The following is a 26,548-nucleotide window of genomic DNA, read 5'->3' on the forward strand; positions in this document are numbered from 1 at the left end:
TCGCGCCCTTATTCGGGCAGACGGGCCAGCTGCTTGAAGTTCAGAACGACAAATTCGGCGGGTTTGAGCGGGGCAAAGGCGACCAGAATGTTCACGATCCCAAGGTCAATATCCGCCTGCGTGGTCGTCTCCGCGTCGCATTTCACGAGGTAGGCGTCATCCGCGATGGAGCCCTGAAACGCGCCCTGCCGGTGTAGCCCTTGCATGAAGGCTTTGACGTTCATGCGGATCTGGCCCCAGAGCTTTTCGTCATTGCCCTCGAAGACAACCCACGTCAGCCCCTTTTGCAGCGACTGCTGGATGAACAGCGCGGTGCGGCGCACGGCGATGTACTTGTATTCATCCGCCTGAGCATCCGCCCCGGCTCGGGTGCGCGCGCCCCAGATGATATCGCCATACACGGGGAAAGACCGGATCGCGTTGATCCCCAGCCGGTTCAGCGGCTCTTGTTCCAGATCGGTCAGCCCGTATTCCGGACTGCCCCCCGCATAGCGCGTTTCCGTCCCGGCGGCGCTTTTCCAAATGCCGCGCGTGGCATCAATCCGGCTCATCATCCCCGCAACCATGCCCGAGGGGCCAAGGTTGCGTGTCTTGGTCGGATCAAGCGGATCCTGAAAGCTCAGCCGCGGATAGTACCCGGCTGTATTGCGGGAGTTGGCTGCACCGAGGTTGTTGTACCAATCCGCATAAATGTTGGTGTGTGCAACGCCCTCGCCGGGATCGAGGATCAGAAAAGCAAACCGGTCCCGGCAGAACTTCTCGGCCGCCTCGTACAGGCCCTTTGCCGTGCCGTGCGGCATCTTCGAAGCCACCGGCAGACACATCAGGTTGAAGATATCCGGAACGATGTTTTCCAGCGCATGAAGCCCCGTGCGGTTGGCGCCGCTGCCTTGCAAAGCGGTTGAAATCGGCGCTTCCCAGTTCGCGACGCCGGGAACCAGACCATCATCGCCGCCACCCGGTTTCAGCAAGTCTTCGGGTTTGGCTTCCTTGAGCGCTTCGAGGTTCACTTCGTTGAGAACGTTTTGAGCATCCGGAAGACCGAATTTCGGTCTGCGCGATACATCGTTCAGTCCCGGATCGGTGGACACGGTGACCTCGATGAAGCGCGAGGCGGCATTGATGACGTTTTCCGCCATCGTTTTCACACCCTTGTCAGCTGTCGAGGTGATGCCCTGAAAAATCTCCTCCCCCACCAGCGTAGAGCCGGAGAACAGGCGTACCATCAGATCATAACCATTGGCCACGGAAGCATTCTCGGCGATGCCAATACGCAGGTCGTTGCCCCAACTGCCGGGGTTTTTGGCCTTAACCGTCAGGACCTGCGGCGCGCCGACATTCGCCTGGTTGACATCATTGCGGATGTTCAGCGTGCTCTCAACGAACTGCGGCTCGGGCAGGCCGCCGATCAAGGGGATCAGATCGTCCTTGCCCAAGTCCAGAAGCGCTGCGAGATCAGGCTCGTTGCCGCCCGAAGAGAACGCCGGCAATCGGGTCGCCACGCCGCCTTGGGTACGCGGGGTCACGTCGATCAGGGCCGAGGTGTTGTTCACCCGCGTGATGACGTTGTTGTTCGCGCCGCCATTGACGGTAATGCCCTCATAGACCTCTTCCGCCACGACGGTGGTGCCGCTGTATTGTCGGACCAGCAGATCGTAGGTGTTGGGCTCATTCCGCTTGCCGATGCCGATCCGCAAGCTGTTTCCCCACGCGCCGTCGCTCGCGGCATCAACCGTGATCGCATCATCGCCGCCCTGTTGGTCCGCCTGGCTTTTCACCACGCCAGACGCCTTCGCCGCCCCCTGCGCACCGCCCGCACCAACGCGGATGACAAAGGCAACGTTGCCACCGTTGAGGAAATACTGCTGAATCGCGTAGGACGCCTCGCTCAGTGCCCAGAGCCCGCCGAACGTGTCCTCGAAATTGGCCCAGCTGGTGAGCCGGACCGCTTCATTCACCGGACCGCGTTTGAAGACGTCGGCAAAAACCGTGTTGGAGGTGGAAATCGAGGCAATGGGGCGCACGCCGCTGGGTATTTCTTTGACGTGAACGCCCGGAAACTGATTGGCTAACATGGGAACTCCCCTGTGACTGTTGCCTAGTGCCGCCAACCGCCGAGGCCCTTGGCCACGCCGGTCTCCAGCAGTTGCGTGATGCGGGCGAGCACATCGCCCTTGCTGTCATGAAAGGTGGTGAGGCCTTCGGTCACGTCTTCGACCTCTGCAAAGCAATCCGCACCCGGCAGACGCAGGACCAGAACCCGTGCGGGGCTCTGTTCGTTCTTGCTGTCATTTGGGTTGACCAAGGCACCGTTCCTTTCGATGCCTTGAGGCTAAATCAGCGCCGGGTCCGCGCTGTCACAGCTGCGTCACGGCTTCATGACATGCGCCGGGATCGGAGCCTGGCTCGACATCGGCATGAGCGCCACCCGCCCGGACCGATGTGTGCGCTGGCCCAGGATTTCATCGCGCAAGGCCCGGGTTTCCGGGTCTGGCGCCACCTGCAGCTCTTCGTGCAAGACACGGCGCAGGGTCTCATAAGTCAGGATGGCCTGGTTGCGCTCCCCCATGGCCACGAAGAGCCGCATCAGATCGTGGTACGCGCTCTCACGCAGAGGATCGAGCGCCAGCATCGCCTGCCCCCAGTCCACCGCATCTTCAAAAGCTCCCTGCGCCTCCGCATCACGCATCAGCAGGTCAATGGCCCGCATGCGTCGCTGCTCCATCGCGGCGCGCAGGGTCAAGGCCCAGCCGCCATCACAACCTTCGAGGTAGTCGCCCTGCATCCGGCGCAAAAGGTCCCCCAAGGCCCGCCGCACAGCGCGCGGCACCGCCCCCTCATCGCGCAGGCCCCTGCGCGCCTCGGTGCTGAGCCGTTCAAGTTCCGGCCCGTCGATCACCACCCCTTGTGCGGTTTGAAGCAGAACCAGATCATCAAAGCTCTGCACAGTCAGCCCCGGCACCTTTGCCAGCAATTTGTTGATCCGCCACAGCGCCGTGGTCAGAGCAGAGCGCCCCTTGGCCTGCGCCGCATCGGGCCAGAGCAGCGCCACCAGTTGTTCGCGCCGCTGTGCGCTGCCGGGATGGGCCAGCAGTAAAGTCAGCAGCGTGCGGGTCGCACCATTGAGGTTCAACGGCACCGGTCCCGCATGGTGCCGGAGAACTACGGGGCCGAACAAGGACACGGATAACGGAGAGACAATGGGAGTGGTCATTTTCAAAGGCTTTCTGATCATGTCGCAATAAGACACGCCGAAAAATGGCGCGAAGGCGCTGCCTGAAATACACGCGACAGCAGAGCCAGCGTGGCGCGATTTGCGATTCTATGCAACCCTGAGGGTATTGACGCGAAGCAGCCTTGCGCGGATCACCGCCCGCCGGGATGCTTCACCAGCGGTAAAGTTCCATCTTTTCCGCGACCAGCGAGTAGCCGACTTCAGCCACATCCGTGGAACGAATTTTCGTGCTCATCCGCCCGGAAACCCAGACCGCCTGCCATGGCTCGTTCGACGCCCAAGGTGTCTTGGTGGTTACAAAAACCAACTGGTTCGGAGGGGGCGGAGGGACATGGACGCATGCGCCTTCATACGGAACTAGGATGAAAGACGTCACACCTTCGGCGGTCATTTCCATCGGCAAAACGAAGCCCGGCATGCGGATCGCCGCGCCTTCGAGCACCTCGTTGAACTTGAAGGCATTGGCATCAAAAATCGGCTTCCAGGTGTCGGCAACCTCGTCCATTTCCCCTTCACCAATGATCTCGGAATAGGGCACGCCGGGCGGAATCAGATCGTCCCATGTGATGGTTGAAAAGCCATCTGCCCTGCCCTCGCGCGGCAGCAGCGTGGCGGCAAGTGACAGGCCAAAGGTCCGCCGGGAAAATGTCAAACGATCCGTCATGTCCGCACCATCATGCCATCGGCGAGCGACAAGCGGTAGGCCCGCAGCGCGGGGAGCAGGCTGCTGAGCGCCGCCGCTCCGATCACAACCGCGAGAGTGAACGCTTCGCGCCCGCTGGGCGGATCAATCGGCAACCACAGGCCAAAGGCGGCGTCGATCGCGGGCCGCGCCAGCGCCAGCCCCGCATAAAGCAGCAACGCTCCCAAAAGCGCGCCTGTCGCCGCCATCAACACGGCCTCCAACACCAAAAGCCCCAGAATTGTTCGAGGGCGAGCACCCATTGCCCGCCAGATCGCCATTTCCCGGCGGCGTTCGTTGAGCGAGGATAAGATCATCGCCATCATGCCCAGAAGCGCCGTAACCACCACCATGGCCGAGACGCCGATCAGCGCCCGTTCCGCCACGCCGACGATTTGCCAAAGCTCCTGCAAGGCCACGCCGGGCAACACCGCCAAAAGCGGCTCCTGACGATAAGTGTTGATCCAGCGTTGCAGACCAAAAATGTCCAGCCGCGATTTGGTCCCGATCAGGGCCGCCGTGATCGCTGTGGGTGTCAAATCCATCTGCCGGATCTCTTCAACCGGTGTGGTCTGACCGGGCCGTTTCGCGGCGCCCTTCCAATCCACATGAATCGCCTCGATTGCCTCAAGGCCGACGATCACCGTGCGGTCTACCGGCGTGCCCGTCTTTTCCAGAATGCCTGCCACTCGGAATGGTTGATCGTCGTGATCACTGAATGAAGCCAACCCATGCGAGACGACAATGGGATCATCCAATGCATAGCCAAGGGCCTCGGCCACATCAGCACCGATCACCGTGTCATAGAGATCGTCGAGGCTCTGCCCTGCACCAAAGGTCAAAGACCGCCCGCCGCGGTATTTGTAACGTTCGAAAAACGCCGGTGTGGTGCCCATCACGCGGAATTGGCGATGGCTGTCGCCCAGAGAGATAGGCACGATCCAATCCACCTGAGGCCGCGCCGCAATGTCCTGATAGCTCTCCCACGTCACATTGTTTGTGACGTTACCGATGCGGAACACGGAGTAGAGCAGGAGCTGAACCGAACCGGAGCGTGCACCGACAATCAGATCTGTACCGCTGATGGTATCGGCAAAGCTCGCCTTTGCGCCGGTTCGCAGCTTCTCGACGCCCAGAAACAGGGCTACGGAGAGGGCAATCGCCAAAACCGTCATGCCAACAGTCAACGCACGGGCCATCAGCGAGCGAAAGGCGAGACGCAGGATCATACTGCCACCTTTTGCGCTTGAAGAATGTTGTCAATCTCCACCACGCGGTCAAACCGCGCGCCAAGCCGCGCGTCATGGCTGACCATCAGCAGGGACGATCCCGCCTGTGCCACCTGGGCAAACATCAGGTCCAGAAATCTTTCCTGGGTTGATGCGTCCAGCGCTGACGCCGGCTCATCAGCAACAATCAGCGGCGGCGCTCCGATCAAGGCCCGCGCCACGGCCACGCGCTGTTGCTGTCCGACGCTGAGCCGCTCTGCGCGCTGGTCCATGATCCCGTCCGGCAAATCAAGCGCGCGGCAGAGCGCCTCTGCCTCCATGGCCCCCTCCGCCCGGTCGCGTCTTTTTGGTGCAAAGCTCAGGGGCAGAAGAATATTGTCGGCTACGCTTGCATAAGGAAGCAGGTTGAACTGCTGGAAAATGACCCCGATCGCTTCGCCTCGAAACCGGTCCCGCTGGCCCGCGCTCAGGCTGCCCAGTTCGGTACCTGCCACGCTCACCTGTCCGCTTTCTGCCGCCACGATCCCGCAAATCAGCGACAGGAGCGTGGATTTCCCCGATCCGCTGGCCCCTAGCAGCAAAACACGCTCGCCTTGCGCCACGGTGAAGGCCGGGCAAGACAGAGAAAACCCGCCCTTCCCCGGCCATGCAAAGGTGACATCAGACAGGGAGAGCGCGGGTTTTTCCATGCGTTACTTCAAAGTCAGGACAGCTGTATCACGTGTCAGTTCGACCATGCCCGCGCCGGAAGCGGTCACATAGTGCGCGTCGATTTCCTGTGCGTTCGTAAACGTGTCGAAGAAGGGAAAACGGAGGCTGGTCAACGCTTCGGGCCGGGCGCATTCGAAGACGTAGTTCGCGTGAAATTCGCTATGCGATGCTTCTTCATCATCGGCGTGGTCTTCATGAGCATGCTCATCATGTGCATGATCTTCATGCCCGTGTTCATCATCAGCGTGGTCGTCGTGGGCGTGGTCGTCATGCCCGTGATCGTCGTGGCCATGGTCTTCATGCGCATGATCTTCGTGATCATGTTCATGGCCGTGATCATCATGATGCCCGCCCTCGTCCGCCCCCCGCAGAGATGCGGAGGCCGATACCAGCTTGCAGGCTGCCGCCTCCGGCAAGATCACAACGTTCTCAGGCGCTTGAAGTGTCTTGATGCCCGCCTGAACAGCCGCCACGTCTTCAACGCTCGCCGCCTGATACTCAAAGCCGACAATATCCGCACCGGGCGCGAAAAGGGCCAATTCCAAGGTTCCGCCGTCGATCGCGATCTCGACCTTTGACACGCCGTGAACATGCGCTTCCATGGCCCGCGTGTCTTCGGCAAGCGTTGGCGTCGCCGCACCGACAAGGCTCAAAACCAAAGCAGTCTTTTTCATTCCAAGTCCTTCCAATTCCGATTCTTGGGCGTTCGTCACGTAATTTGCAACCATGCGGGGCCGCGGATCAGCGCAGCCCGCCAGTCCGCAACCCGTCTCTTGCCAGCATCTGGGCCTCTGCCCGGCTCAAGCGATCCAAAATCGCGCTGTGATCTGCACCCTCGGCAATGCCCTTCTGCCAGATGCGGCGGTAAGACGCCGGAGACCAGGGCAACGCCGCTTGCGCCATCCATTGACGCAGCGGGCTCGGCAATTCGTCGAACTGCCGCATCGGATCTCCCGGTCGACGGCGCCGGGGCAGACTGGATGCATGATTTCGCCGCATGAACTGGCCTCTATGCCGTTGGTGCGTGTGCCGAATTTGGCCCGGTTTCGATCCGACCCCGACAGGACACATCTCATTCGATACTTTGTTATGATATAACACGGCATCTACGCAAGACCGCAGACTCCGACAATGCAAAAACCCCGCCGATGAGGCGGGGTTCCGGGCCAGATCGTGTATGCTTGCTCACTTCGTCAAAATGAGCTTGCCGGCGCGTGTGATCCGCAGCGTGTAGACCTGACCGTCCAGATCAATCTCCGCTTTCACCCCGTCAGGGATCAGCGCACGCGCGTTGTGGGTTTGGGTTTCCTCCGAGATGTCTGTCTCGCTGGGAATTCTCTGCATCAGGGTCATGCCGTCCCTCGTTCTGTCTTGCCCGCAGCCGGGGCGTTTGTGGTCAAATCGATGAGTTGCTCAAGTGCGAGGCCGTCGATGCTCACAGTCTCACCGCCGGAAAAAACCACGTCCTGCCAGGCGGAAGACCGCTCGCCTTGACCATTTCCCCGCTCTGCTGTTTCCACTGTCATCGAAGCCTTGCTCCATATCGTTGGGTATCCGGGCTTCCCAAGACGGGTGGCTAAGACATGCGCCAAGGGGCGCGAATAACGTGACAATGCATTACCCGACTATTTTAGTCAATCATAAATCATGGATCCGATTCCAGCATTCTGAACGAAATCCAATCCGACCAGGACGCACACAATTCCGTGAATTTTGAAAGGGCCCCCAGTCGTGCTACCTTTTGTGCGTTCAACAAGAGGAAACACACGTATGACGTTCAAGACTCTTATGACCGCCGCGGCCCTCACGCTCGCGTCCACCGTATCAACCTTCGCGGCCTGTTCCGGCTATTCGCATCAGGCCATGACCTGCGCTGAAGGCTCGGTATACGATCCTGAAACCAACACCTGCACCGTGGTGTCCGGCTAAGACCATTTGCGCGGGCCCCGTGCTTTGCGGCCCGTGCCATCTCTCTCATCAAGCGAAAAATAAATACCTTTTACGGACAGTTTTAGCGTTTGGTTTAACCGGCGAGAAACCCTGCTGGCATAATGCTCTTGTGGACACATGGACGTGAGACCGCCGGAGTTCTTCAATGACCCAAATGCCTGCCCTTGCCCTGCCAAGCCCCGACCGATCCGGTGGCAAAGGGCCCCTCTCCCGCCGGGCAAAGGCCGCGATCATTGTCCAGTTCCTGCTGAACGAAGGCGCGGACATCCCTCTTTCGTCTTTGCCGGATGAGCATCAAACCGAGCTGACCTTCCTTCTGGGCAACATGCGCTATATTGACCGCGAGACGCTGAACTCCGTCATCATGGAGTTCTCGGACGAGCTGGAGAAGGTCGGCCTGTCCTTCCCCGGAGACATGGCTGGCGCGCTCACGGCGCTTGATGGCAAGATCAACCCGCGCACCGCATTGCGTCTGCGCAAAGAGGCGGGCGTGCGCCAGACAGGCGATCCCTGGGACCGGATCAATGCGCTTTCAGTTGAGCGGCTTGAAGAATTGGTCAATTCCGAAAGCACCGAAATCGCTGCCGTCATGCTGTCCAAGATCGATGTGGCCAAAGCCGCACAGGTTCTTGCCTCGCTGCCCGGCGACAAGGCGCGCCGCATCAGCTACGCGGTTTCCATGACCACCGGCGTCACGCCCGAAGCGGTCGATCGGATTGGGCTTTCTCTGGCTGCACAGGTCGATGCGGAACCGCCCCGCGCCTTCAGCGCCATGCCCAACGAACGCCTTGGCGCAATCCTGAATTATTCCAACAGCGCCGTTCGGGACGAACTTTTGCAGGGGTTGGAGCAGGAGGACGCCGCCTTCGCGGACGCGGTTCGCAAATCCATCTTCACCTTCGCCAACATCCCCGAAAGGCTCAACGCAATCGACGTGCCGAAAATCACCCGGGACATCGAACCGGACACGCTGGCCACGGCCATCGCTGCCGCGACTTCCGAAGAGGAGCGCAAAACCGCAGATTTCCTGCTTAGCAACATGTCAAAACGCATGGCCGAAAGCATTCGCGAGGATGCGGACGGCAAAGGCTCCGTCAAGCCGAAGATCGGGGAAAAGGCGATGGGCGAGGTTGTTGCGGCGATTCGAAACCTCGTCGACGTGGGCGAGATCGAGTTGCTCAATCCGGACGAGGCGGACGAATAGACAGGCGAGCCATCTCCATCCGACAGGCCTCTCGACCCGTCACGCGTTTTACAACTCGCAGGCTTCCGAAGCGGGGCTCATTCCAACACAGGGCGCAGCGCCTCCCACTCCGGCAGAAGCGCCATAGACAGCCAGAACAACCAGCGCCAATGCCTGAAGTATCGTGATGGTTTTCATTTTTCTGCCTGCCGCTTGTCTGGTTTTTCTGAAGTCTAGATAGGTCCCCTGTGTCGTCCGTAAAGGCCCCGTTAAAACCGACGAAGCGGCATAAACCGAGCATTCTCATAAAGTTGAGCCGAGAAGCGCCGACAGGCGGGCATTTGAGCAAATTCACGCCTGTTGTCGCATTTGTGAGCAATCGGCCTCATTTTTCACCTATGAAAAACGAGGCCGCCTGCGATCACCCTGCCTTGGCCAAATCGCGCAGCACATAGTGAAGCACGCCGCCGTGTTCGACGTACTCGATCTCGATCCCGGTATCGATCCGGCACTTGATCTCGATTGTCTTCGACGACCCATCACCAAAGGTGATCATGCACGGCACCACCTGGCCCGGCTCGACCGTGTCCAACCCGGCGATGTCCACCGTCTCGTCACCCTTAAGGCCCAAAGACTTGCGAGTGTCGCCGCCGGTGAACTCGAAAGGGATCACGCCCATACCGACGAGGTTGGACCGGTGGATGCGCTCAAAGCTCTCGGCAATGACAGCCTTGACCCCCAAAAGGTTGGTCCCCTTCGCCGCCCAATCCCGCGACGAACCCGCGCCGTATTGCTCGCCGCCGAAGATCACCAGAGGCGTGCCCTCGGCCTGATAGGCCATCGCCGCGTCATAGATCGAGGTCTGTCGCCCGTCCGGCCCAAGCGTATAGCCGCCTTCAACACCCTCAAGCATTTCATTCTTGATGCGGATGTTGGCAAAGGTGCCGCGCATCATGACCTCGTGGTTGCCGCGGCGCGAGCCGTACGAGTTGAACTCGCGCACTGGCACCTGCCGCTCGGTCAGATAGTGCCCTGCGGGCGTGTCCGGTTTGAACGAGCCAGCAGGGGAGATGTGATCGGTTGTGACCATGTCGCCAAGGATTGCCAGCACCCTTGCTCCGCTGATGTTCTCGATGGACCCCGGCTCCGGGCTCATGTCCTTGAAATAAGGAGGGTTCTGGACATAGGTCGACTGCGGCGGCCAATCGTAGGTTTCGCCGCCGGTGACTTCCACGCCGCGCCATTTGTCGTCGCCCTTGAAAACGTCGGCGTATTTCTCCTGAAAGCTTTCCCGCGTCACAGTCTGATCCACCAGTTCTGCGATTTCCGCATTCGACGGCCAAATGTCTTTGAGGAATACATCGTTGCCATCTTTGTCCTGGCCAATCGGCGCGCGGGTAATGTCCACATTCATGTCACCGACCAGCGCGTAGACCACCACCAAGGGCGGCGAGGCCAGATAGTTCGCCCGCACGTCCGGGCTGATCCTCCCTTCGAAGTTGCGGTTGCCTGACAAGACCGAGGTCGCCACCAGATCCGCCTCATTGATGGCCTTGGAAATCGGCGCATCCAGCGGCCCCGAGTTGCCAATGCACGTGGTGCAACCATAGCCCACAAGATTGAACCCTATGGCATCGAGATGCTCCTGCAAGCCGGAAGCCTCCAGATAATCGGAAACAACCTGCGAGCCCGGCGCGAGCGAGGTCTTTACCCACGGCTTGCGATTCAACCCCAACTCATGGGCCTTCTTCGCCACCAATCCGGCACCGATCATCACGTAGGGGTTCGAAGTATTGGTACAGGAGGTGATCGACGCGATCACAACAGACCCGTCGTGGATCTGATAGGCCGCTTCATCACTTTCGACAAAGCCGCGTTTGTGGCTTCCCGCATCGCCGGGAATGTCGCGGGTCTCGGCTCGCGCCTCAGAAGCCGAAACCGACTCACCGGACCGCACTTCTTTGATATGATTATGAAACGCCTCCGCAGCGCCGTTCAAAGGCAGGTAATCCTGCGGCCGTTTCGGACCGGAAATCGCGGGCACAATCGTGCCCATGTCGAGCTCCAAAGTCGAGGAATAGACAGGTGCGTAATCCGCATCGCGCCACATGCCGTTTGCCTTGGCATAGGCCTCGACCAGTTCAATGCGCCCCTGATCGCGGCCCGACACATGCATGTAGCGCAGCGTCTCACCATCAATTGGGAAGAAGCCGCAAGTCGCGCCATACTCCGGTGCCATATTTGCGATGGTCGCGCGCTGCGAGAGCGGCAGATTGTCGAGCCCGTCTCCGTAGAATTCGACGAATTTCGAAACCACGCCATGGGCGCGCAGCATTTCGACCACCTTCAGCACGAGGTCCGTGCCAGTGGTGCCTTCGATCATCTCGCCGGTCAGCTTGAAGCCTACAACTTCCGGGATGAGCATGGAAATGGGCTGACCAAGCATCGCGGCCTCAGCCTCGATCCCGCCCACGCCCCAACCCAGAACGGCCGCACCATTGACCATGGTTGTATGCGAATCCGTGCCGACAAGCGTATCGGGGTAGGCCACTATTTCGCCGTTCTGATCGGTGTCGGTCCAGACCGTCTGGGCCAGGTACTCAAGGTTCACCTGATGGCAAATCCCTGTCCCCGGCGGCACCACGCGGAAGTTGTCAAAGGCGCTCTGCCCCCATTTCAGGAAAGCGTAGCGCTCCATGTTCCGCTCATACTCGCGATCCACGTTCATCTGGAACGCGCGCGGATTGCCGAATTCGTCGATCATCACGGAATGGTCGATCACCAGATCCACCGGGTTCAGCGGGTTGATTTTCTGAGCATCGCCGCCAAGCGCCTTGATGCCGTCGCGCATCGCCGCAAGGTCAACAACCGCCGGAACGCCGGTAAAGTCCTGCATCAAAACCCGCGCCGGGCGATAGGCCAGTTCCCGGTCCCCTTGGCCCCCGTTCGCGGCCCAGTCTGAGAATGCCTTGATGTCGTCCAACGTGACCGTCTTGCCGTCCTCGAACCGCAGCATGTTTTCGAGCACCACTTTCAACGCGGCGGGCAACTTGGAGAAATCGCCAAGACCCGCCTCTTCCGCGGCGGCGATCGAGTAATAGGAAACAGTCTGTTCGCCGGCTTTCAGCGTTCTGCGAAGTTTGGCGCTGTCGCGGCCTACGGTGATGGGCATGGGTCCCTCCGATGGGTGACGATTTGTCTCGGTATACCATAAAATTGTGCCGTTTCCCCTCTGGTTCAAGATCTTGAGAAAATTTAGTATACATCGGCATACAATCGCGTTGATCACACGCGCTCTCGCAAATGATTGATTGGTTATTTCAACACCCGTCGCTTAGAACGACTCTAGGGATTTTTTTTGACACTCGGGACACGCATGCGCTTTTCATCGCTCAAAACCGCCGCATTGGCCGCGCTCTTCTCCGGGCTCTCTGTATTGGGAGCCTCTGCTCAGAACAGCGCCGTGGACAATCCAGTTGTGGTCGAGCTGTACACCTCGCAAGGCTGTTCTTCCTGTCCTCCGGCGGATGCTCTGTTGGCTGACATGGCCGGGCGCGATGACGTGATCCCGTTGGCTCTGCACGTGGACTACTGGGATTACATCGGCTGGAAAGACAGCTTTGCCATCCCCGGATTCACCAAACGACAAAAGGGCTATGCTCAGGCGCAGGGCGAGCGGATGATCTATACGCCGCAGATGGTGATAAACGGACGCGAACACGCGGTTGGTTCGCGCCCGATGAAAGTGGCTGACCTGATCCGCAAGGAATCCCAGCGCCCCTCGCCGGTTTCCATCATACTGGAGCGCAACGGCTCCGACGTTCTGATCACCATTCGCTCAAAGCCGGGCCAACCGCCCTGTGATATTCATCTCGTGCGCTACATGCCTGAACGAAAAGCCAAAATATTGCGCGGCGAGAATGCGGGCCATACGCTGACCTATACCCACATCGTTAATGACTGGCAGGTCATCGGGAAATGGAAGGGCGAAGGCGACATGGAAAAGAAGATCCGTGTCTCCGGCAATGAGCCTGTCGTTGTGCTACTCCAGCAGGAACGTCACGGCCCCATCGTCGCCGCCGCGCGCTTGCGCTGACGTCGCTCCTGCCGTTTGGGTTTCCAACGGCGATGTATCCAGAACCATTGACCGGGATCCGCTTCGATCCGCGCCTCCAGACGGCGCGTGACCTCCTGCATCATGTCCACCGGGTCACCGTGCGGCACAGGTTTCTCGAAAACCGCGTCAAACCCCAGCCCGTCTGAGCGTCTCAGGCCAAAGAATGGCACCAGCAATGCACCTGTGCGCAGCGCAATGTCCGCCGCCGAGGTCAATGTCGGAGCGGGCTGCCCCATGAAGTCAAAGACCACACCATTGCTGTCGTAGACATCAAACAGCAGCACACCCATGCCGCCATCCTTGATGTGCCGGATCAACCCCATGGTCCCACGCCGCCCCTGTTCGAAGACCGGGTCACTCAGGGCATGCATGTTGGCCGCGTAATGGGCGTTGAAATAGGGGTTCGCCATGGGCCGGTAAAGCCCGCCAATCCGATACCCTCGGGCCACCAGCGCCGCGCGCGGCGCTTCGTGATTGCCATAATGACCGGTAACAAAAAGCACCGGACGGCCTTCGGCCTTGGCCTCTTCGATCTCGGCCAGGCCCTCGCCGTGAAGGTCTGCCCCTTGCATCCGTTTCAGAAGCCCCGGCACATCGTAGTTCTCGATCGTGGTGCGCCCGGCGTTGTTCGCCACCTGCCGCGCGATCCAGCGCCGCTCGGCCTCGGACATCTCCGGCCAGACATGGGCGAGATTGGCCATGGCGCGATCCTGCCAGCCGGCCATTGGCGCCACAACCCGCGCCATCAGCCCACCCATCAGCGGCACACGCCAGCGCCACGGCAACAGCAACATGGTGCGGATCAGCCCGCGGATCACCCGATCCGAAAGCCAGTCTTTCGCACCGCCGCGCGGCTTGTTTTCGCGTTTTGTCTTGGCCACGTGTCTTGCCTCGAGGTTTTCCCCGTCTTACGGCGCGGCTCTCACCCCGGCAAGTCCGGGAGCCAAAAGCCTTGCAAGGCTTTTGCAAAAGTCATCGATGACTTTTGCCCGCCTACCGCATCGCCCGCGCCAGGAGCCCGACGGCCAGCAAACCCACGGCGCTCACCAGAAGGGCTGGTGGGGCCGCGCCGCCGAGGTTCTCGAGCGAGGCCTGCTCATGCACCCGCGTCGCCAGCGTCTCATAGTTGAACGGTCGCAGCAGCAGCGTCGCGGGCAGCTCCTTGACGCAGTCTACAAAGACCAGAAGCAGGGCAGACCCGACAGAGCCGCGCATCAACGGATAATAGATCTCTCGCAGCACCTGCCCCTGATTGCGGCCAAGCGAGCGTGCGGCCGCCGACAGATTAGGCGAAACGCGTCCCATGGCCGCATCCGCCGCGCCCTGTCCAATGGCAAAGAAGCGAACGCAATAAGCGAGGACTAGCGCAAAGGCAGTGCCCGTCATGAAAAGCCCGGGATCCCAACCGGTTGCGCTCCAGATCGCATCTGCCACCGTGTTGTCCAGTGCCGCCAGCGGGATCAGGATACCAACGCCCAACACGGCACCCGGCGCCGCGTAGCCAATTGTGGTGATCGGCATCAAGAGCCCCGGAAGACGCGCGCGGGACAAACGCACGCCATACACCAGGAACACCGCTGCGAGGACCGTCAGCACCGCCGCGATGCCGCCCACAGTCAGCGTGTTGATTCCGGCCTGCCACAAATCCGCGTCGCGCCAATGCTCCGTGTTGTCCAGCGCATGGCTCGTGATCACACCCGCGGGCAGCAAAAAGCCCAACGCAAAGGGCAAGGCGCAGACCACCATCATCCCCCAGGAATACGCGCCGGACAGCACCTTGCGCTCAATCGGGCGGTGCCGGGTGGACAGGTTGAAAAACCGCATCTTCCGGCGCGAAAGCTTTTCCATGGCCACCAGCATGACCACCAGGATCAGCACCACGGAGGCAATCTGGGCTGCGCCTCCGGCATTGTTCGCTTGCAACCAAACGCTGAATATCCCGGTCGTCAAAGTCTGCACGGCGAAATAGTCCACGGTGCCGAAATCATTGACGCTTTCCATCATGGCAATGGCCGCGCCCGCGACAATTGCGGGCCGCGCGAGCGGCAGGCCAACCCGCCAGAACCGACCAAACGCCCCAGCGCCCAACGACAAGGCCACCTCGTCCGATGCTGCCGATTGCTCGCGGAAGGCCACGCGGGCCAGGAGATAGACATAAGGGTACAAAGCGGCCGAAAGCACGAGAATTGCTGCGCCCATGGACCGCACTTCAGGGAACCAGTAGTCGCGCGCGGTCTCCCAGCCAAACACCCCGCGCATCGCAGTTTGCACGGGTCCAGCGTATTCAAAGAAGTCTACAAGCGCATAGGCCCCCACATAGGCCGGAATCGCCAAAGGAAGCAGCAGGAGCCACTCAAGCCAACGCCGCGCCTTGAAGTCATAACGCGATACGAGCCAGGCCGCCCCCGTGCCCATCATCGCGGAAAACAGGCCGACACCGATCATCAGGATCGCCGTATTCGCCAAATAGCGCGGCAGGGTCGTCGAAATCAGGTGTGGCCAGATATTGTCCGTCGGGAACAGGGCGATCCCGAACACCGAGATGATCGGGGCCAGCACAAGCGCCGCGATGGCCAGCGCGCCAACGGACCACGGGCTGATCCGGATGCGACGTGCGGTCTGCGGCGTGGTTTCAGTGACACTCATGGATCGGCCTTCCGGGCGAGGTGGTTTGCTTTGCAGCCATTGGCCTTATAGTTCACGCAGACATAGATCAAAAGACACGGTCCGACAAATAGAGTCAGGAACGGAAAAGAGGCGGCATCATGCAAGTTATCCTGCACCTCGGCGTGCATTGCACCGATGATGACAAGCTCCTGAAAGGCTTGCTCAGAAATGCCGACGCCTGGCGGCACGAGGCCATCGCCATGCCCGGACCGTCCCGCTACCGCCGCCTGTTGTCCGAAGCGGTCAACTCGATTGCCAGCGGAGCGCCAGCGCCGGAAGCCCGAGAGGTGCTGCTGGACGCCATACTGTCCGAGGATCCCGAAGGCGTGAACCGCCTGATCCTGAGCCATCGCAATTTCCTGTCCGTGCCGCGTCTCGCGCTGAACGAGGGTTTGATCTACCGCCTGGCGGAGCGCCGGTTGCGCACGTTTTGCAGCCTTTTCGCTGAAGACTCGGTCGAGCTTCACATCGGTCTGCGCGATTTCGCGACCTGGATTCCGGCCATGCTCGAAGAAGCGCCGGACGAGGACCTGAAGTCCCTTTTGCATGGCGCGGACCCAATGCATTTGCGCTGGTCCGGCCTACTGCACCGCATCCGCGCGGAACTGCCGGACGTGCCAATCACCGTCTGGGCAAACGAGGACACACCGCTGATCTGGGGGCAACTCCTGCGGCGGCTTGCCGGCTTGCCGCTCGATCAGAAGATCACCGGGGCGTTTGACATGCTTTCGGCGGTAATCGCCCCTGAGGGCATGCGCCGGTTTCGGGCTTTCCTGAAGGAAAACCCGGATCTGCCGGAGCCGCAGAAGCGCAAGGTCATGGCGGTCTTCATGGACAAATACGCGCTGGACGAGGAGGTCGAGGAAGAACTCGACCTGCCCGGATGGGATGCCGCTTACGTGGACATGCTGACTGAGCTGTACGAAGAAGATCTCGGGCGCATTGCCGGGATTGATGGGGTGGTCTTCGTGCAGCCGTAAGACGCGGCTGCGTTCAGCCGAGCACCTTCCCCGGGTTCAAAATCCCCTTCGGATCAAGCGCAGTTTTGATCGCTCGCATCATCTCCAGCGCAACAGGGTCCTTGAAACGCGTCATGGCAGGCTGTTTGGCAAGGCCGATCCCATGCTCCGCCGAGAAACTGCCGCCCAAGGCCAGCGCCTCTTCTTCCACGGCCTCCATGATCTCGCCGCGGGCCTCCCCGGTTTTCTCTGTCCAGACCGCATAGTGCACGTTCCCGTCACCGAGATGCGCCACGACCACTGTCAAGGCATCCCGGTCCATGCCCGCCAGACGCGCATCGGCCCGGCCCAGGAACTCTGCCACCCGGTCAAGCGGCACGGCCACATCGCAGATGATCGCAGGCCGCGCGGTACTCACCTCTGCCGCCGCTTCCCGCAAAGCCCAGAACGCGCGCCGCTGTCCCTCGTTCTGTGCCACGACCGCATCGGTCAGTTCTTCACGTTCCAGCATCTCGCCCAGCGCTTCTTCCAGCGCGCCCGCAATCGGCGGCTGACCATCTGGTCCCGCCTCCACATCACGTGGCGCCGTCGCGCCCAGTTCGACAAGGATATTCACGTCATACTGGTCATCGAAGGGAAGGCGTGCCTCCGGGTGAAGTCGCGCGTATTCCTCGACATAGCGGCGCGGCATGAACTCGAACGCCTCCACCTGCCCGCCTGTCACCTCCTGCAAACGGTTCAGAAGCCCCAGCGCCGCGCCGACATCGTCCATGCCAAGAAAGGCTGTCGCATAGGCTTTGGGCTGCGGCACCAGTTTGACCACCGCCGCCGTGATCACGCCGAGGATCCCTTCGGAGCCAATCAGCAGGTTGCGCAGGTTCAGACCGGTGTTGTCCTTGTGAAGCTCGCTCATCAGATCAACCACGCGCCCGTCGGCCAGCACCGCCTCGACACCCAGAACCAGATCGCGGGTATTGCCATAACGCAGCACGTTGGACCCGCCCGCGTTGGTCGCCAGAATACCGCCCATGGTGCAGGATCCCTTGGCCCCAAAAGTCATCGGAAAACTCAGGCCCTGCGCCTCCACTGCCTCGTGCAGAGTGCTGAGGATCACCCCGGCCTCAACCACGGCCAGCCGCGCCTCCGGCCGGATCTCGCGAATGGCATTCATGCGGTCGAGCGACAACATGATCGAGGCGTCCCCCGACGTGCCCCCCGAAAGCCCGGTGTTCCCGCCCACCGGAACCACGGGCATGCCCGCCTCATTCGCAATGCGCAGCACCGCTGCCACCTCGTCCCGGCTGCGCGGACGTACCACGCAAAGCGGCGCCCAGGCGTAGTTTCCGGTCCAATCGCGGCACCAGGGCGCCATGGCCTCTCCGGTCAGGACCGAGGCTTCTCCCAAAGCCGCGCACAGCGCCTCTACGGTCATTGCGGCACCCCGAAGGTCAACGAAGCCCACAGGCTTTCCCAGACTGCATCTTTCTCATCCATCGGCTCGCTCTCCCGCATGACCACGTGATCGACGAGGTAGAAATGGCCCGCTTTCACGTCCAAAACCGCCCGGCCCTCGCCGTCCGTGCGATAGTTGTTTTGAACCACGGTTCGATCCGGCGCGCGTTCGAACAGCGTGATCTGCACATCTTTACGCGGCTGCCCCAGATAAAGCGCCTGCACCGGAAAACCGCCCGACACATCGTCGGTGTAAGGGTTTTTCTCTGCCACGATTTCAACCGTCAGCCCCGCCTCCGTGTCTGCCCCTTTGGCATCGCCAACACCGATCAGGCTTTTGGCATAGCGCACATACCGCTCGCGGAACTTCGTCCGGGGCAGCCCGCGCTCCAGATGGCGAGGCAAAGCCCACTCAAAGTCTTTCTCCGCGCAGAACGCTTCGAACTTCTCCCACTTGGCATAGGTCAGCAGGTAGTCGCGGGTTTCATGTACGATCACCGCCAGCCCCTCACCCGCGGCCTCCATGTTCAGCGCGGGCTGATCCCCTGCACGTCCCGGAACCGCCCGCGTGCCGTCCAGGATCGTTTCGAACCGCCGAAAATTGCGCGGGATGTAGGAATAGGTCGACCCTTTGAGATCGGTCCCCACCCGTATGTCCGCCTCCAACCGGCCGCCTGCGGCAATCTCGGTCCGGATCGGTTCGATCCAGAACTCATGGGCCGCCAAAGGGCTGGCCAGCAAGCTGGCAAGCAGGATCATCGTTCGCATGGGGTCTCCTCCGAAGCCACGGTACTGTGGGATTGAAGGGGATGGTAGGGGGCTTTCACCGCAAAGCACGTAACGCGTGCCGCCACGGTACGCCAGTTCCGGAAAGTCCCGGATCATCTCCGGGACGCGCATGCGCCCTACCCTTTAAGGCGCAGCTCCAAATCGCGCGCGAAAGTCGCCATACGGTGCCGGAACCGCTTGTCGATTCCGCCTTTGGCCAGTTTCAGCGATTGCACCAGAAGCCGCGCGGACAAGGTTTTCGGCATCAATTCGGTGACAAGATTGATCCGCGTGCGCGATCGCGACAGCGCAACCGTTTCGATCCGTGTCTGGGCCTCAAGCCCGCCCGAGACCGACTGGAACACCATCTGTTCCGGCACTGCAAAATCCGTCAAAGTAATGTCCGCATCGCGCTTCTTGCCGCGAAACGAAAACCCGGCGGTCCATTCAAGGCCCGCGTCCGGATTGTCCACCTCGCCTTTGCGCGAGATCTCGACGCCACGCCGCATGGCCTGCCGTTCCACCGCCTCGAAATCCGACAATGCGGCGAACACCTGGTCAATCGGCGCTTCAATGTCTTCGCTTGCCTTGAGTTCCATATCTGACTGCCCTTTTTGCCTGCCCGATGCCTTACACGGCAAATCTGGCCAGAAGGTGACGTCAATCGAGCCGATCTGCAAGCCAGTTGCGCAACAGGAAATGCGCAATCGCACCGCGCCGGGCGGGCAAGATGTCTTCGCGCAGACCGGCAAAGGAATCCGCCAGTTCTTCGCGTGTGACCCAGCGCGCATCCTCGATTTCGACCGGATCGATAACGATCTCGTCGCTCAAGGCCTCGCCATGGCAGCCGAACATCAGCGAAGAGGGGAAAGCCCATGGCTGGCTCGACAAGTAGCGCACCGCGCCAACCTTGACCCCCGCCTCTTCCCAAACCTCGCGCCGCACCGCCGCCTCGATCGGCTCACCCGGCTCGATAAACCCGGCGAGACAGGAATACATGCCCTCCGGCCAACCGGGCGACCGCCCGAGAAGGCATTTGTTGCCCCGTGTGATCAGCATGATCACCACCGGGTCCGTGCGCGGGAAATGATGTGCGCCGCAATCCGGGCAGATTCGTTCCCAACCGGCCTGATGGATTACGGTCTGCGACCCGCATTTGGCGCAGAACCCATGGCTGGCATGCCAGCCCAGCAGCGCCTTGGCGGTGGTGGTCAGTTCCGCGTCCCGCGCATTGAGCCGCGTGAGCATGGTTCGAAGTTCGCGGAACCGCGTGCCTTCGGGCAAATCCGGGTGAACCTGCTCCGACATGTCGAGGAAGCTGCCCGGCTGCGTCTCGTCCAACGCCTCCGGCACCCAGCCCGAGATGTCATGGGCAAAAACCGCCGCCCCGCTTTCCTCGCGCCCCAGCAGGATCGGCTCTTCGCGGGTCTCGGCCAGAATCGGGTGATCCATCGGCAATCGGACCAGATCAAAGCCCCCCTCACCTTCGATCAAGGGCTTGCCACGCCAGAATAAAATGCACCGAGCGCGCGCATCCTGCAAAGCCGCCGCCAGCTTTGGCACATCCCCGCGAATCTCCGCCGCCCGGTCGAGCCCAGAGCCGCCAAACGTCACCTGCTCTGCTATTTTCATATCCAGCCTCCGCGCGGTTTTCGGCACCATGCATCCCGTGCGCGGGAATGGCAAATGGGTTGAAACCGGGTGCGAAGGGGAGTTACGCACGCCCGTCCCGGACTTGATCCGGGACCTCATGGCCCATAGTCTCGATCATTGGAAATACCGAAACAGGCCGCCCCTTATCCCAGCGCCCCGGTCTGGTAGAGCTTGATCTTCAGCCCGCCATGCGGGATCGGCGCAGAGACCTTGGAGAAGGTCAACCCAGTCGCCTTCGCCAGCCCGCCATCTGCCGTCACCATGCCCAGCCGCCAGCCCACAAAGCGCTCCCGCGCCACCTGCCCTAAGGCGGCGTAGAGCGCAAAGAGCAGTTTTCGGTTGCCGATTCGAGCACCGTAAGGAGGATTGACGATGATCAGCCCCGGCGATCTTTCGGGCCGCTGCACCTCGCTCACCGGACAGCGCAGGAACTCCGTCACGCCCGCAACTCCGGCGCGCTCCGCATTGGCCGTACTCATACGGATGGCGCCGTCATCGCGGTCAGAGCCGTAAAACCGCACCGTTGTCTCGTGCGGCACAACTTCCGCCTTCATCGCACTCCATGCGGCCGCATCGAAACTGGCAAAATCTTCGAATGCGAAGGCCCGCGTTCGTCCCGGCGCCAACCCCAATGCCATCTCCGCCGCCTCCAGCACAAAGGTGCCAGAGCCGCACATCGGATCATAAACCGGTTCTGTGCCGTCAAAGCCGCATTCGCGCAGGAACAGAGCGGCCAAAGTCTCGCGCATCGGAGCCTTGTTCACGGCTTCCTTGTGACCCCGGCGATGCAAAGGCGCGCCGGAGGTGTCGAGGCTGATCGTCACCAGATTGTCCTCGATCCGCGCCATCACCCGGATTGGCGCATCCTCTGCCAGCGGTACGCCAAGCGTTTCCGTCAAGGCGCGCTCAATCCGCTGTTTTGCTGCCCGATCGTGATAAATCTTTGATGCCTTGCAGGTCACTTCGACGCGCACAGGGATGTCAGCCCGCAAATGCGCGGCCCAATCGAACTTGCGCGACCGCTTGTCGAGCTGCGCCAGATGAAAGGCCCTGAACGATCCGATCCGCGCCAGCACACGGCTCGCCCCACGCAGGTGCAGGTTCGCGTGCCAGACCGTGCGCCAATCCCCGCGCAGCGTCACGCCGCCGGGCACGGCCTTTGGCGCAGGCAGGCCCACGGCTTCGGCTTCGGCCTGCAAGGCCGGTTCAAGCCCCGGAAGGGCGGCGAGGAAGATTTCAAACGGCTCCATCCGCCCCGCTTACCCGCTTGGCCGGGATTTGCAACAGCGAGGAGGTTGAAACCATCGCTGAACTGCCTTACATGCCGAGTCGAGGGGTTGGCGCGGGCAAGCGCCTCGCCAACCTGGTCAGGTCCGGAAGGAAGCAGCCACAACGAGCCCCGCTTGGGTCGATGTCCAGCCTCTCACCAGTCAAACGGCTGCGCTTCAAAGCGCGGCCGTTTTGCTTTTTTCCGCCCTCTTTTGCGCAGGCAACCGCTAAAATCCGAGCCTTTTGTCGGGCTGTAGCCCGGGCGAAGTCACTTTTCCGCCCGATTGCAGCGGTGTTTTGGTCAGGCTCTGAATTCTGCTCGTGAAGCCCGTCACGGCAGCGCAACAGTCCCAAGACAGGAGGCTGCCATCATGACTGATCCGTTGACCTCCGATCTGGCCGCATTGCCATCGGTGGGTGATGAACTGCCCCCCGGCACCGCGCTGTGCCAGGGGCAATACACCGTTGTCCGGTATCTCAATTCCGGCGGTTTCGGGGTGACTTACCTTGCTCATGACAGTCTTGGCCGCAAAGTGGTGATCAAGGAATGCTACCCCGGTGCCATGTGCTGCCGGACGCAAAAAACCGTGCGGTTGCGTTCAATCTCGCATGAGACGGATTTTGACCGGGTCGTCGCCCTGTTTGAACGCGAGGCGCGCGCGCTGGCGCATCTGAGCCATCCCAACATCGTCGGCGTGCACCAGATTTTCGAAGACAACGGGACCGCCTACATGGCGATGGACTTCATCGAAGGGCCGGATCTGTTTGACCTGCTTGAGAGCGACCCTGACCGGTTCGAACCGGCGGAGGTGGTGCGCATTGTCAAACACCTTCTGGGCGCGCTGAGCTACGTGCATGACAACGGCATGCTGCATCGGGATATTTCCCCCGACAATATCCTGCTGGCCCCTGGTGGGCTGCCGGTCCTGATTGATTTCGGCGCGGCGCGGGAGGATGCAGCACGGGCGACCCGGGTGCTCAGCCGCATTCATACGGTGAAGGACGGCTACAGCCCGCAGGAGTTCTATCTCGCGGGCAGCGCACAGGAAAAGTCCAGCGATCTCTATGCCTTGGCCGCCACAGCTCATCACCTCATCCGCGGTCACGCGCCGCCAAACAGCAACATTCGGCTTGCCGCCGTGGCGCAGGATCAACCGGATCCTTACGTGCCACTTTCCGGCACTGTGCCGGGGTATGATCCAGCCTTCCTGGCCGCGCTTGACCAATCCTTGCGCCTGTTTGCGCGCGACCGGATCAAGACCGCCGACGACTGGCTGGCAATGATCAGCGGCAAGGCTGCGCCGGGCCGCGCGGCTGCCTTGGATGACGACATGCATCTGAAAATCTCGCAACTGGTGTCCGAAACCGACAGTTTCCTTGAAGACGCGCCCGGTGACCCGCGCGAAGAGCGCGCGGCGCGCGAAGCCATCCCCGATCCACTGGCCGCGCAGCGCGCGGCGGAGCGGGCTTATTGGGCCGAGGTCAACGATGAGCTTGAGGCAATCCGCAAGGACATCGAACGCGAAGAAGCCATGAAGCGCCAACAGGCTCAGGAAGAAGCGCGCCGTCTCGCGGAGGCGGAAGCGCAACTGGGTGGACTGGGGGATGCGCGCACAGCGCGCGGCGGACGTTTTACCGGATGGGTCAAAGACCTCTTTGTCTCGCGCAAGTCCGCCGGAAAAGACACGCCGCTACAGCCTATGGAGGACTGACTATGTCAAGTTTCCGAAACATCATCGCCCGCCGCCGCCCCTCTGTCGAGCCAGAGCCTGCGCCGCCGGAGACCTCGGACGATGCGGCGTTTGATCCCGGTCAGATCGCGGATCTGATCGAAGACATCGGACCTTCTGAACACCCGGTTCGGGACGGTGATCCGCTCCGAGACCAGCCGCGCGCTGAACTGGAAGCGCCGCGTTGGGAGGTGGCACCGCCTCCACCCACGATGGGCGAGAGCCTGCTCAAATCAGAGCCGCAAGCGGATTCCGCACCCGCCACGCCCCCCGAGCAAAAGGTCTCGCGACGGCGTATCTGGGATATGGAAAACAATGCTGCCGCCCCGGACACACCCGAAGAAGCCCCGCAAGACAGCGACCCGCTGTTGCTGACGCCGGACATCAGCGCGCCGGAGATTCCCGCACCGATCGCAACCTCTCCCGCCGCACCCGCGAAACCTGTTCCGGCCCGAGGCGGTCGGGTCAAGACGCGGCTTCTGGGCTTTCATTCGGAAGACGCGGCGGGTGATCTGTTTTCTACCGAACGCGCCGGAAAGACTTCCGCCTCGGTGACATGCCCCGTCGGCTGGCTGGTGGTCGTGGACGGGCCGGGGCGGGGCGCGAGCTTTGCACTGTCCCAAGGTTTGTCGACGTTGGGGCGCAGCGCGGATCAGAGTGTGCCTTTGGACTTTGGCGATGACGCCATCTCACGCGACAACCACGCCTCGATTGCCTACGACGAGGAAGAAAACACCATCCTGATCGGTCATGGCGGCAAGTCAAACCTTGTCCGCCTGAATGGAAAACCGCTGGTGTCGACCACGGCCCTGTCCAACGGCGATGAGATCCGGCTGGGGAAAACCACGCTGCGCTTCGTGGCACTTTGCGGACCAGATTTCAGCTGGACCGGGGACGAAAGCGGGGAAGATGCTGATGGCTGAGGGCGCGCCAGACGTGGCAACGGCCTTGGCCTTGGGGCAGCGCGAGCGTCAGGAGGACGCCATCCTTGCCCAGTTCGCGGGTGGGATGGAGGGTGGCTTTGCCATCCTCTCGGACGGGATGGGTGGTCATGACGACGGCGATCTCGCCTCCCGCCTGATCGTCGCGGAAATGTTCCGCGCCTTGAGCATCGCAGAGCGCGATGGCCTTGGCGATCACCCTAATCTGCGGCCGCTGCTACGAGACGCGATCCTGGCCGCCAACCAAAGCCTGCGCCACGCCGTCGAAGCCGGGGACGGTCAGGACGGCATGGGCGGAACCGTGATTGCCGCCGTGTTCCATCAAGACCGTTTGAGCTGGATTTCCATCGGCGATTCAGCGCTTTACCTCTATCGAGACGGCGTTTTGCAACGCCTGAACGAAGTGCATTCCCTGGCGCCTCAAATCGACATGCTTGTGCAAAAAGGCGAGATTGACGCGGAAACCGCGCGCCGCCATCCGCAGCGCAGTTGTCTCACTTCCGCGCTTGTGGGCGGGGCAATCAACAAGATCGACTGCCCCGAGCAACCGCTGGACCTGAGACCCGGCGACGTGGTCGTGATGGCGAGCGACGGGCTTGAGGTTCTGACCGGCGCGCGGCTTGGGGCCATGCTGGGCCGCCACGCCCACGCACCGGCCAGCACGATTTCTCAGATGATCATGAGCGCGGTCGAGGCCGAGGACGCCCCGGATCAGGACAACACCTCCCTGATCGTTATCAAACCGGACCTGCCCGAGACCGCTGCCGCATGCTCCGAAACGGCGACGCCGGGCACGCGCGGCAGTCTTGCGGATATGTGCGGGGCTTTCATGGCACAGGTCACGCGGGGGTCCGCCCTATGAAAGCGCCCCTGCCCCGCCTTGAGGCCCTGCTGGCCACCGAAAGCCTGCCGCCCCGCGCTGCGAAACGTTGCGCTCATCTCGTGGAACGGTTGCGCGCACCGGTGCGCATTGGCCTGTTCGGCTTTCCCGGCGCGGGCAAGTCTGCCGTGCTGCATGCGCTGGCCAAAGGCGCTGTCTTTGCAGCCGGGCATCTGACGACGCCCTGCCTGTTGCGCTATGCGGAGCGCGGCGAGGTAACCCTGACGGACCCGGAGGGCAACTCCGTAACCGAGGCCGCAAAAATGCCCGTCAAACTGCCGCAGGACGCGGTTTTTGCCGAAGTGACGCTGGCGCTGGCGTCGCTGCGCAAGATGTCGCTTCTCTGTGTTGTGGCCGATTCCGATCCGGTTGACATGGCATCGGCGATGCGATGGGCGACACCGCGGTGCGATATTGCGATCTGGTGCTCGCGGGACTGGACGCTGAACGAACAGCATATCTGGCACGGCGCGCCGGAGCGCTTGAAGGACCATGCGTTCGTTGTGCGCAGCGGGCCGAAAGCCCCGCCTTTGACGGCCCTGGACGACGGCCCGGAGCAAATCCATTGCCCGACACTGAAGGGCGCAGAAGGCGAAGCGCTTCTGGTGCCCTCAGGCGACGTTTTGCGCGCGCATCTGGACAAGATCATTGCCGAAGCGCGGGCAGAGGACATCGACGCGGCGCATGTCTTTCTGGCGCAATATGACGCAGACCCCACCCCAGAGACCCCGGCTTTCCAGACCAAGCCAGACACCCCCTCGCCCACGCCACCGTCCCGGCCCAAAGCCACGCCACAAGCCCGCGCGGTGCTGGACCGTCTGTTCCTGCAAACCCGTCAAGGCGCGCGCGATCTGGCGGCGCAGTTTCAAAATCCAGTTCTGCGCGACGATCAGGCCGCCGAGGCCTTGCCGCAGGTCCAAGAGGTGCTGGAGACCCTGCTGGAGACTGCAGAGGCCGATTCTGCGTTTTCCGAAGCCTGGCCCGAACTGACGGACACGCTGCGCGATGCGGGCGAGCTTTCCCTTTTGATGGGCCTCGAAGGCGGCGCCGCCGGGCTGGAAGACGCCGCGGTCCTGCTCGCCCAGATCAGACAAGACATGGAATGTGCCCTGGCGGCCTGAG

Annotated in this window: 27 protein-coding genes and 1 other RNA gene; 9 read left to right on the plus strand and 19 right to left on the minus strand. The window is 61.6% G+C overall.

From position 1 onward, the window contains the following. Window positions 1-8: 8 nt before the first annotated feature. From E4662_RS06675 to E4662_RS24020, 10 genes are all read right to left on the minus strand, one after another. Window positions 9-2,075: a phage tail sheath C-terminal domain-containing protein gene (locus tag E4662_RS06675; protein ID WP_136440764.1), complete on the minus strand. Its 2,067-nt coding sequence runs from the start codon at window positions 2,073-2,075 to the stop codon at window positions 9-11. Window positions 2,076-2,098: 23 nt separating this feature from the next. Continuing rightward, a complete protein-coding gene (locus E4662_RS06680) occupies window positions 2,099-2,305 on the minus strand; it encodes a hypothetical protein (protein ID WP_136440765.1) in 207 nt (68 codons plus the stop codon). Window positions 2,306-2,368: 63 nt separating this feature from the next. Then, window positions 2,369-3,214, minus strand: a complete 846-nt coding sequence (locus E4662_RS06685; RefSeq protein ID WP_168797914.1) for an AfsR/SARP family transcriptional regulator — start codon at window positions 3,212-3,214, stop codon at window positions 2,369-2,371. 172 nt (window positions 3,215-3,386) lie between these two features. Continuing rightward, on the minus strand, window positions 3,387-3,899 hold the full coding sequence (locus E4662_RS06690) for a DUF3299 domain-containing protein (RefSeq protein WP_136440767.1): 513 nt from the start codon (window positions 3,897-3,899) through the stop codon (window positions 3,387-3,389). Next, a complete protein-coding gene (locus E4662_RS06695; RefSeq protein WP_136440768.1) occupies window positions 3,896-5,146 on the minus strand; it encodes an ABC transporter permease in 1,251 nt (416 codons plus the stop codon). Before E4662_RS06695 ends, E4662_RS06690 begins: the two co-directional genes overlap by 4 nt. Further along, window positions 5,143-5,835 (minus strand): ABC transporter ATP-binding protein, encoded by a 693-nt coding sequence (locus E4662_RS06700; protein WP_136440769.1) that lies wholly within the window; start codon window positions 5,833-5,835, stop codon window positions 5,143-5,145. Before E4662_RS06700 ends, E4662_RS06695 begins: the two co-directional genes overlap by 4 nt. Window positions 5,836-5,838: 3 nt before the next feature. Next, entirely contained in the window at window positions 5,839-6,531 is a 693-nt protein-coding gene (zrgA, locus tag E4662_RS06705) for a zinc uptake protein ZrgA (RefSeq protein WP_136440770.1), read from the minus strand. Between the two features lie 67 nt (window positions 6,532-6,598). After that, window positions 6,599-6,856: a DUF6525 family protein gene (locus E4662_RS06710; protein ID WP_136440771.1), complete on the minus strand. Its 258-nt coding sequence runs from the start codon at window positions 6,854-6,856 to the stop codon at window positions 6,599-6,601. A 186-nt stretch (window positions 6,857-7,042) separates the two neighbouring features. Next, the gene (hemP, locus tag E4662_RS06715; protein WP_136441039.1) at window positions 7,043-7,201 is read right to left on the minus strand and encodes a hemin uptake protein HemP; all 159 of its coding nucleotides are present in this window, start codon (window positions 7,199-7,201) and stop codon (window positions 7,043-7,045) included. A gap of 5 nt (window positions 7,202-7,206) precedes the next feature. Continuing rightward, window positions 7,207-7,383, minus strand: a complete 177-nt coding sequence (locus E4662_RS24020) for a hypothetical protein (protein WP_168797916.1) — start codon at window positions 7,381-7,383, stop codon at window positions 7,207-7,209. 244 nt (window positions 7,384-7,627) lie between these two features. On the opposite strand from E4662_RS24020, the gene E4662_RS06720 reads away from it, so the two are divergent. After that, window positions 7,628-7,786, plus strand: coding sequence for a chitin-binding domain-containing protein (locus tag E4662_RS06720; protein WP_136440772.1), 159 nt, complete (start codon window positions 7,628-7,630; stop codon window positions 7,784-7,786). Window positions 7,787-7,952: 166 nt separating this feature from the next. Further along, on the plus strand, window positions 7,953-9,011 hold the full coding sequence (locus tag E4662_RS06725) for a flagellar motor switch protein FliG (RefSeq protein WP_136440773.1): 1,059 nt from the start codon (window positions 7,953-7,955) through the stop codon (window positions 9,009-9,011). Between the two features lie 48 nt (window positions 9,012-9,059). Here the strand turns inward: E4662_RS06725 and E4662_RS24410 are convergent, their stop codons facing one another. Together E4662_RS24410 and acnA are read right to left on the minus strand one after the other, a co-directional pair. Beyond that, entirely contained in the window at window positions 9,060-9,188 is a 129-nt protein-coding gene (locus tag E4662_RS24410) for a hypothetical protein (protein WP_276606301.1), read from the minus strand. Window positions 9,189-9,411: 223 nt separating this feature from the next. Further along, entirely contained in the window at window positions 9,412-12,162 is a 2,751-nt protein-coding gene (acnA, locus tag E4662_RS06730; RefSeq protein ID WP_136440774.1) for an aconitate hydratase AcnA, read from the minus strand. Window positions 12,163-12,366: 204 nt separating this feature from the next. Here acnA and E4662_RS06735 point away from each other — a divergent pair, with 204 nt between their 5' ends. Then, entirely contained in the window at window positions 12,367-13,086 is a 720-nt protein-coding gene (locus E4662_RS06735; protein ID WP_136440775.1) for a DUF1223 domain-containing protein, read from the plus strand. Here the strand turns inward: E4662_RS06735 and E4662_RS06740 are convergent. Together E4662_RS06740 and E4662_RS06745 are read right to left on the minus strand one after the other, a co-directional pair. Next, a complete protein-coding gene (locus E4662_RS06740) occupies window positions 13,050-13,988 on the minus strand; it encodes a lysophospholipid acyltransferase family protein (RefSeq protein ID WP_240705139.1) in 939 nt (312 codons plus the stop codon). The two genes, E4662_RS06735 and E4662_RS06740, sit on opposite strands and share 37 nt — an antisense overlap. 112 nt (window positions 13,989-14,100) lie before the next feature. Next, window positions 14,101-15,753, minus strand: coding sequence for an ABC transporter permease (locus E4662_RS06745; protein ID WP_136440776.1), 1,653 nt, complete (start codon window positions 15,751-15,753; stop codon window positions 14,101-14,103). A gap of 119 nt (window positions 15,754-15,872) precedes the next feature. Between E4662_RS06745 and E4662_RS06750 the strand changes: the two genes are divergently transcribed. Continuing rightward, window positions 15,873-16,754, plus strand: coding sequence for a hypothetical protein (locus tag E4662_RS06750; RefSeq protein WP_136440777.1), 882 nt, complete (start codon window positions 15,873-15,875; stop codon window positions 16,752-16,754). Window positions 16,755-16,767: 13 nt separating this feature from the next. On the opposite strand, the gene E4662_RS06755 is transcribed toward E4662_RS06750, so the two are convergent. The 5 genes from E4662_RS06755 to E4662_RS06775 form a co-directional block, all read right to left on the minus strand. Continuing rightward, complete coding sequence (locus E4662_RS06755; protein ID WP_136440778.1) at window positions 16,768-18,165, minus strand: FAD-binding oxidoreductase; 1,398 nt, start codon at window positions 18,163-18,165, stop codon at window positions 16,768-16,770. After that, entirely contained in the window at window positions 18,162-18,953 is a 792-nt protein-coding gene (locus E4662_RS06760) for a DUF4198 domain-containing protein (protein ID WP_136440779.1), read from the minus strand. The genes E4662_RS06755 and E4662_RS06760 overlap by 4 nt, the downstream gene beginning before the upstream one ends. A gap of 137 nt (window positions 18,954-19,090) precedes the next feature. Further along, window positions 19,091-19,552, minus strand: a complete 462-nt coding sequence (locus E4662_RS06765; protein ID WP_136440780.1) for an SRPBCC family protein — start codon at window positions 19,550-19,552, stop codon at window positions 19,091-19,093. A 61-nt stretch (window positions 19,553-19,613) separates the two neighbouring features. After that, the gene (gene nudC / locus E4662_RS06770) at window positions 19,614-20,585 is read right to left on the minus strand and encodes an NAD(+) diphosphatase (protein WP_136440781.1); all 972 of its coding nucleotides are present in this window, start codon (window positions 20,583-20,585) and stop codon (window positions 19,614-19,616) included. Between the two features lie 164 nt (window positions 20,586-20,749). Beyond that, window positions 20,750-21,856, minus strand: coding sequence for a THUMP domain-containing class I SAM-dependent RNA methyltransferase (locus E4662_RS06775; RefSeq protein WP_136440782.1), 1,107 nt, complete (start codon window positions 21,854-21,856; stop codon window positions 20,750-20,752). 80 nt (window positions 21,857-21,936) lie between these two features. On the opposite strand from E4662_RS06775, the gene ffs reads away from it, so the two are divergent. The 5 genes from ffs (at window position 21,937) to E4662_RS06800 (ending at window position 26,547) form a co-directional block, all read left to right on the plus strand. Next, window positions 21,937-22,035: signal recognition particle sRNA small type (ffs, locus tag E4662_RS06780), an RNA gene on the plus strand. Between the two features lie 211 nt (window positions 22,036-22,246). Further along, on the plus strand, window positions 22,247-23,587 hold the full coding sequence (locus tag E4662_RS06785) for a protein kinase domain-containing protein (RefSeq protein WP_136440783.1): 1,341 nt from the start codon (window positions 22,247-22,249) through the stop codon (window positions 23,585-23,587). Between the two features lie 2 nt (window positions 23,588-23,589). After that, a complete protein-coding gene (locus E4662_RS06790; RefSeq protein ID WP_136440784.1) occupies window positions 23,590-24,528 on the plus strand; it encodes an FHA domain-containing protein in 939 nt (312 codons plus the stop codon). Continuing rightward, window positions 24,515-25,408 carry a PP2C family protein-serine/threonine phosphatase gene (locus E4662_RS06795; protein WP_168797917.1) on the plus strand — a complete coding sequence of 298 codons (894 nt, stop codon included), beginning with the start codon at window positions 24,515-24,517 and terminating at the stop codon, window positions 25,406-25,408. Before E4662_RS06790 ends, E4662_RS06795 begins: the two co-directional genes overlap by 14 nt. Continuing rightward, complete coding sequence (locus E4662_RS06800; RefSeq protein ID WP_136440786.1) at window positions 25,405-26,547, plus strand: hypothetical protein; 1,143 nt, start codon at window positions 25,405-25,407, stop codon at window positions 26,545-26,547. Before E4662_RS06795 ends, E4662_RS06800 begins: the two co-directional genes overlap by 4 nt. Window position 26,548: the final 1 nt, after the last annotated feature.

The sequence above is a fragment of the Pacificoceanicola onchidii genome, assembly GCF_004804335.1.
Taxonomy (GTDB): Bacteria; Pseudomonadota; Alphaproteobacteria; order Rhodobacterales; family Rhodobacteraceae; genus Pacificoceanicola; species Pacificoceanicola onchidii.

Excerpts from the sequence above, each read along its gene's own strand:
- E4662_RS06675 (WP_136440764.1), bottom strand. The coding sequence starts at position 2,075 with ATGTTAGCCAATCAGTTTCCGGGCGTTCACGTCAAAGAAATACCCAGC.
- E4662_RS06685 (WP_168797914.1), bottom strand. The coding sequence starts at position 3,214 with ATGACCACTCCCATTGTCTCTCCGTTATCCGTGTCCTTGTTCGGCCCC.
- E4662_RS06690 (WP_136440767.1), bottom strand. The coding sequence starts at position 3,899 with ATGACGGATCGTTTGACATTTTCCCGGCGGACCTTTGGCCTGTCACTT.
- E4662_RS06695 (WP_136440768.1), bottom strand. The coding sequence starts at position 5,146 with ATGATCCTGCGTCTCGCCTTTCGCTCGCTGATGGCCCGTGCGTTGACT.
- E4662_RS06700 (WP_136440769.1), bottom strand. The coding sequence starts at position 5,835 with ATGGAAAAACCCGCGCTCTCCCTGTCTGATGTCACCTTTGCATGGCCG.
- zrgA (WP_136440770.1), bottom strand. The coding sequence starts at position 6,531 with ATGAAAAAGACTGCTTTGGTTTTGAGCCTTGTCGGTGCGGCGACGCCA.
- E4662_RS06710 (WP_136440771.1), bottom strand. The coding sequence starts at position 6,856 with ATGCGGCGAAATCATGCATCCAGTCTGCCCCGGCGCCGTCGACCGGGA.
- hemP (WP_136441039.1), bottom strand. The coding sequence starts at position 7,201 with ATGCAGAGAATTCCCAGCGAGACAGACATCTCGGAGGAAACCCAAACC.
- E4662_RS24020 (WP_168797916.1), bottom strand. The coding sequence starts at position 7,383 with ATGACAGTGGAAACAGCAGAGCGGGGAAATGGTCAAGGCGAGCGGTCT.
- E4662_RS06720 (WP_136440772.1), top strand. The coding sequence starts at position 7,628 with ATGACGTTCAAGACTCTTATGACCGCCGCGGCCCTCACGCTCGCGTCC.
- E4662_RS06725 (WP_136440773.1), top strand. The coding sequence starts at position 7,953 with ATGACCCAAATGCCTGCCCTTGCCCTGCCAAGCCCCGACCGATCCGGT.
- E4662_RS24410 (WP_276606301.1), bottom strand. The coding sequence starts at position 9,188 with ATGAAAACCATCACGATACTTCAGGCATTGGCGCTGGTTGTTCTGGCT.
- acnA (WP_136440774.1), bottom strand. The coding sequence starts at position 12,162 with ATGCCCATCACCGTAGGCCGCGACAGCGCCAAACTTCGCAGAACGCTG.
- E4662_RS06735 (WP_136440775.1), top strand. The coding sequence starts at position 12,367 with ATGCGCTTTTCATCGCTCAAAACCGCCGCATTGGCCGCGCTCTTCTCC.
- E4662_RS06745 (WP_136440776.1), bottom strand. The coding sequence starts at position 15,753 with ATGAGTGTCACTGAAACCACGCCGCAGACCGCACGTCGCATCCGGATC.
- E4662_RS06750 (WP_136440777.1), top strand. The coding sequence starts at position 15,873 with ATGCAAGTTATCCTGCACCTCGGCGTGCATTGCACCGATGATGACAAG.
- E4662_RS06755 (WP_136440778.1), bottom strand. The coding sequence starts at position 18,165 with ATGACCGTAGAGGCGCTGTGCGCGGCTTTGGGAGAAGCCTCGGTCCTG.
- E4662_RS06760 (WP_136440779.1), bottom strand. The coding sequence starts at position 18,953 with ATGCGAACGATGATCCTGCTTGCCAGCTTGCTGGCCAGCCCTTTGGCG.
- E4662_RS06765 (WP_136440780.1), bottom strand. The coding sequence starts at position 19,552 with ATGGAACTCAAGGCAAGCGAAGACATTGAAGCGCCGATTGACCAGGTG.
- nudC (WP_136440781.1), bottom strand. The coding sequence starts at position 20,585 with ATGAAAATAGCAGAGCAGGTGACGTTTGGCGGCTCTGGGCTCGACCGG.
- E4662_RS06775 (WP_136440782.1), bottom strand. The coding sequence starts at position 21,856 with ATGGAGCCGTTTGAAATCTTCCTCGCCGCCCTTCCGGGGCTTGAACCG.
- E4662_RS06785 (WP_136440783.1), top strand. The coding sequence starts at position 22,247 with ATGACTGATCCGTTGACCTCCGATCTGGCCGCATTGCCATCGGTGGGT.
- E4662_RS06790 (WP_136440784.1), top strand. The coding sequence starts at position 23,590 with ATGTCAAGTTTCCGAAACATCATCGCCCGCCGCCGCCCCTCTGTCGAG.
- E4662_RS06795 (WP_168797917.1), top strand. The coding sequence starts at position 24,515 with ATGCTGATGGCTGAGGGCGCGCCAGACGTGGCAACGGCCTTGGCCTTG.
- E4662_RS06800 (WP_136440786.1), top strand. The coding sequence starts at position 25,405 with ATGAAAGCGCCCCTGCCCCGCCTTGAGGCCCTGCTGGCCACCGAAAGC.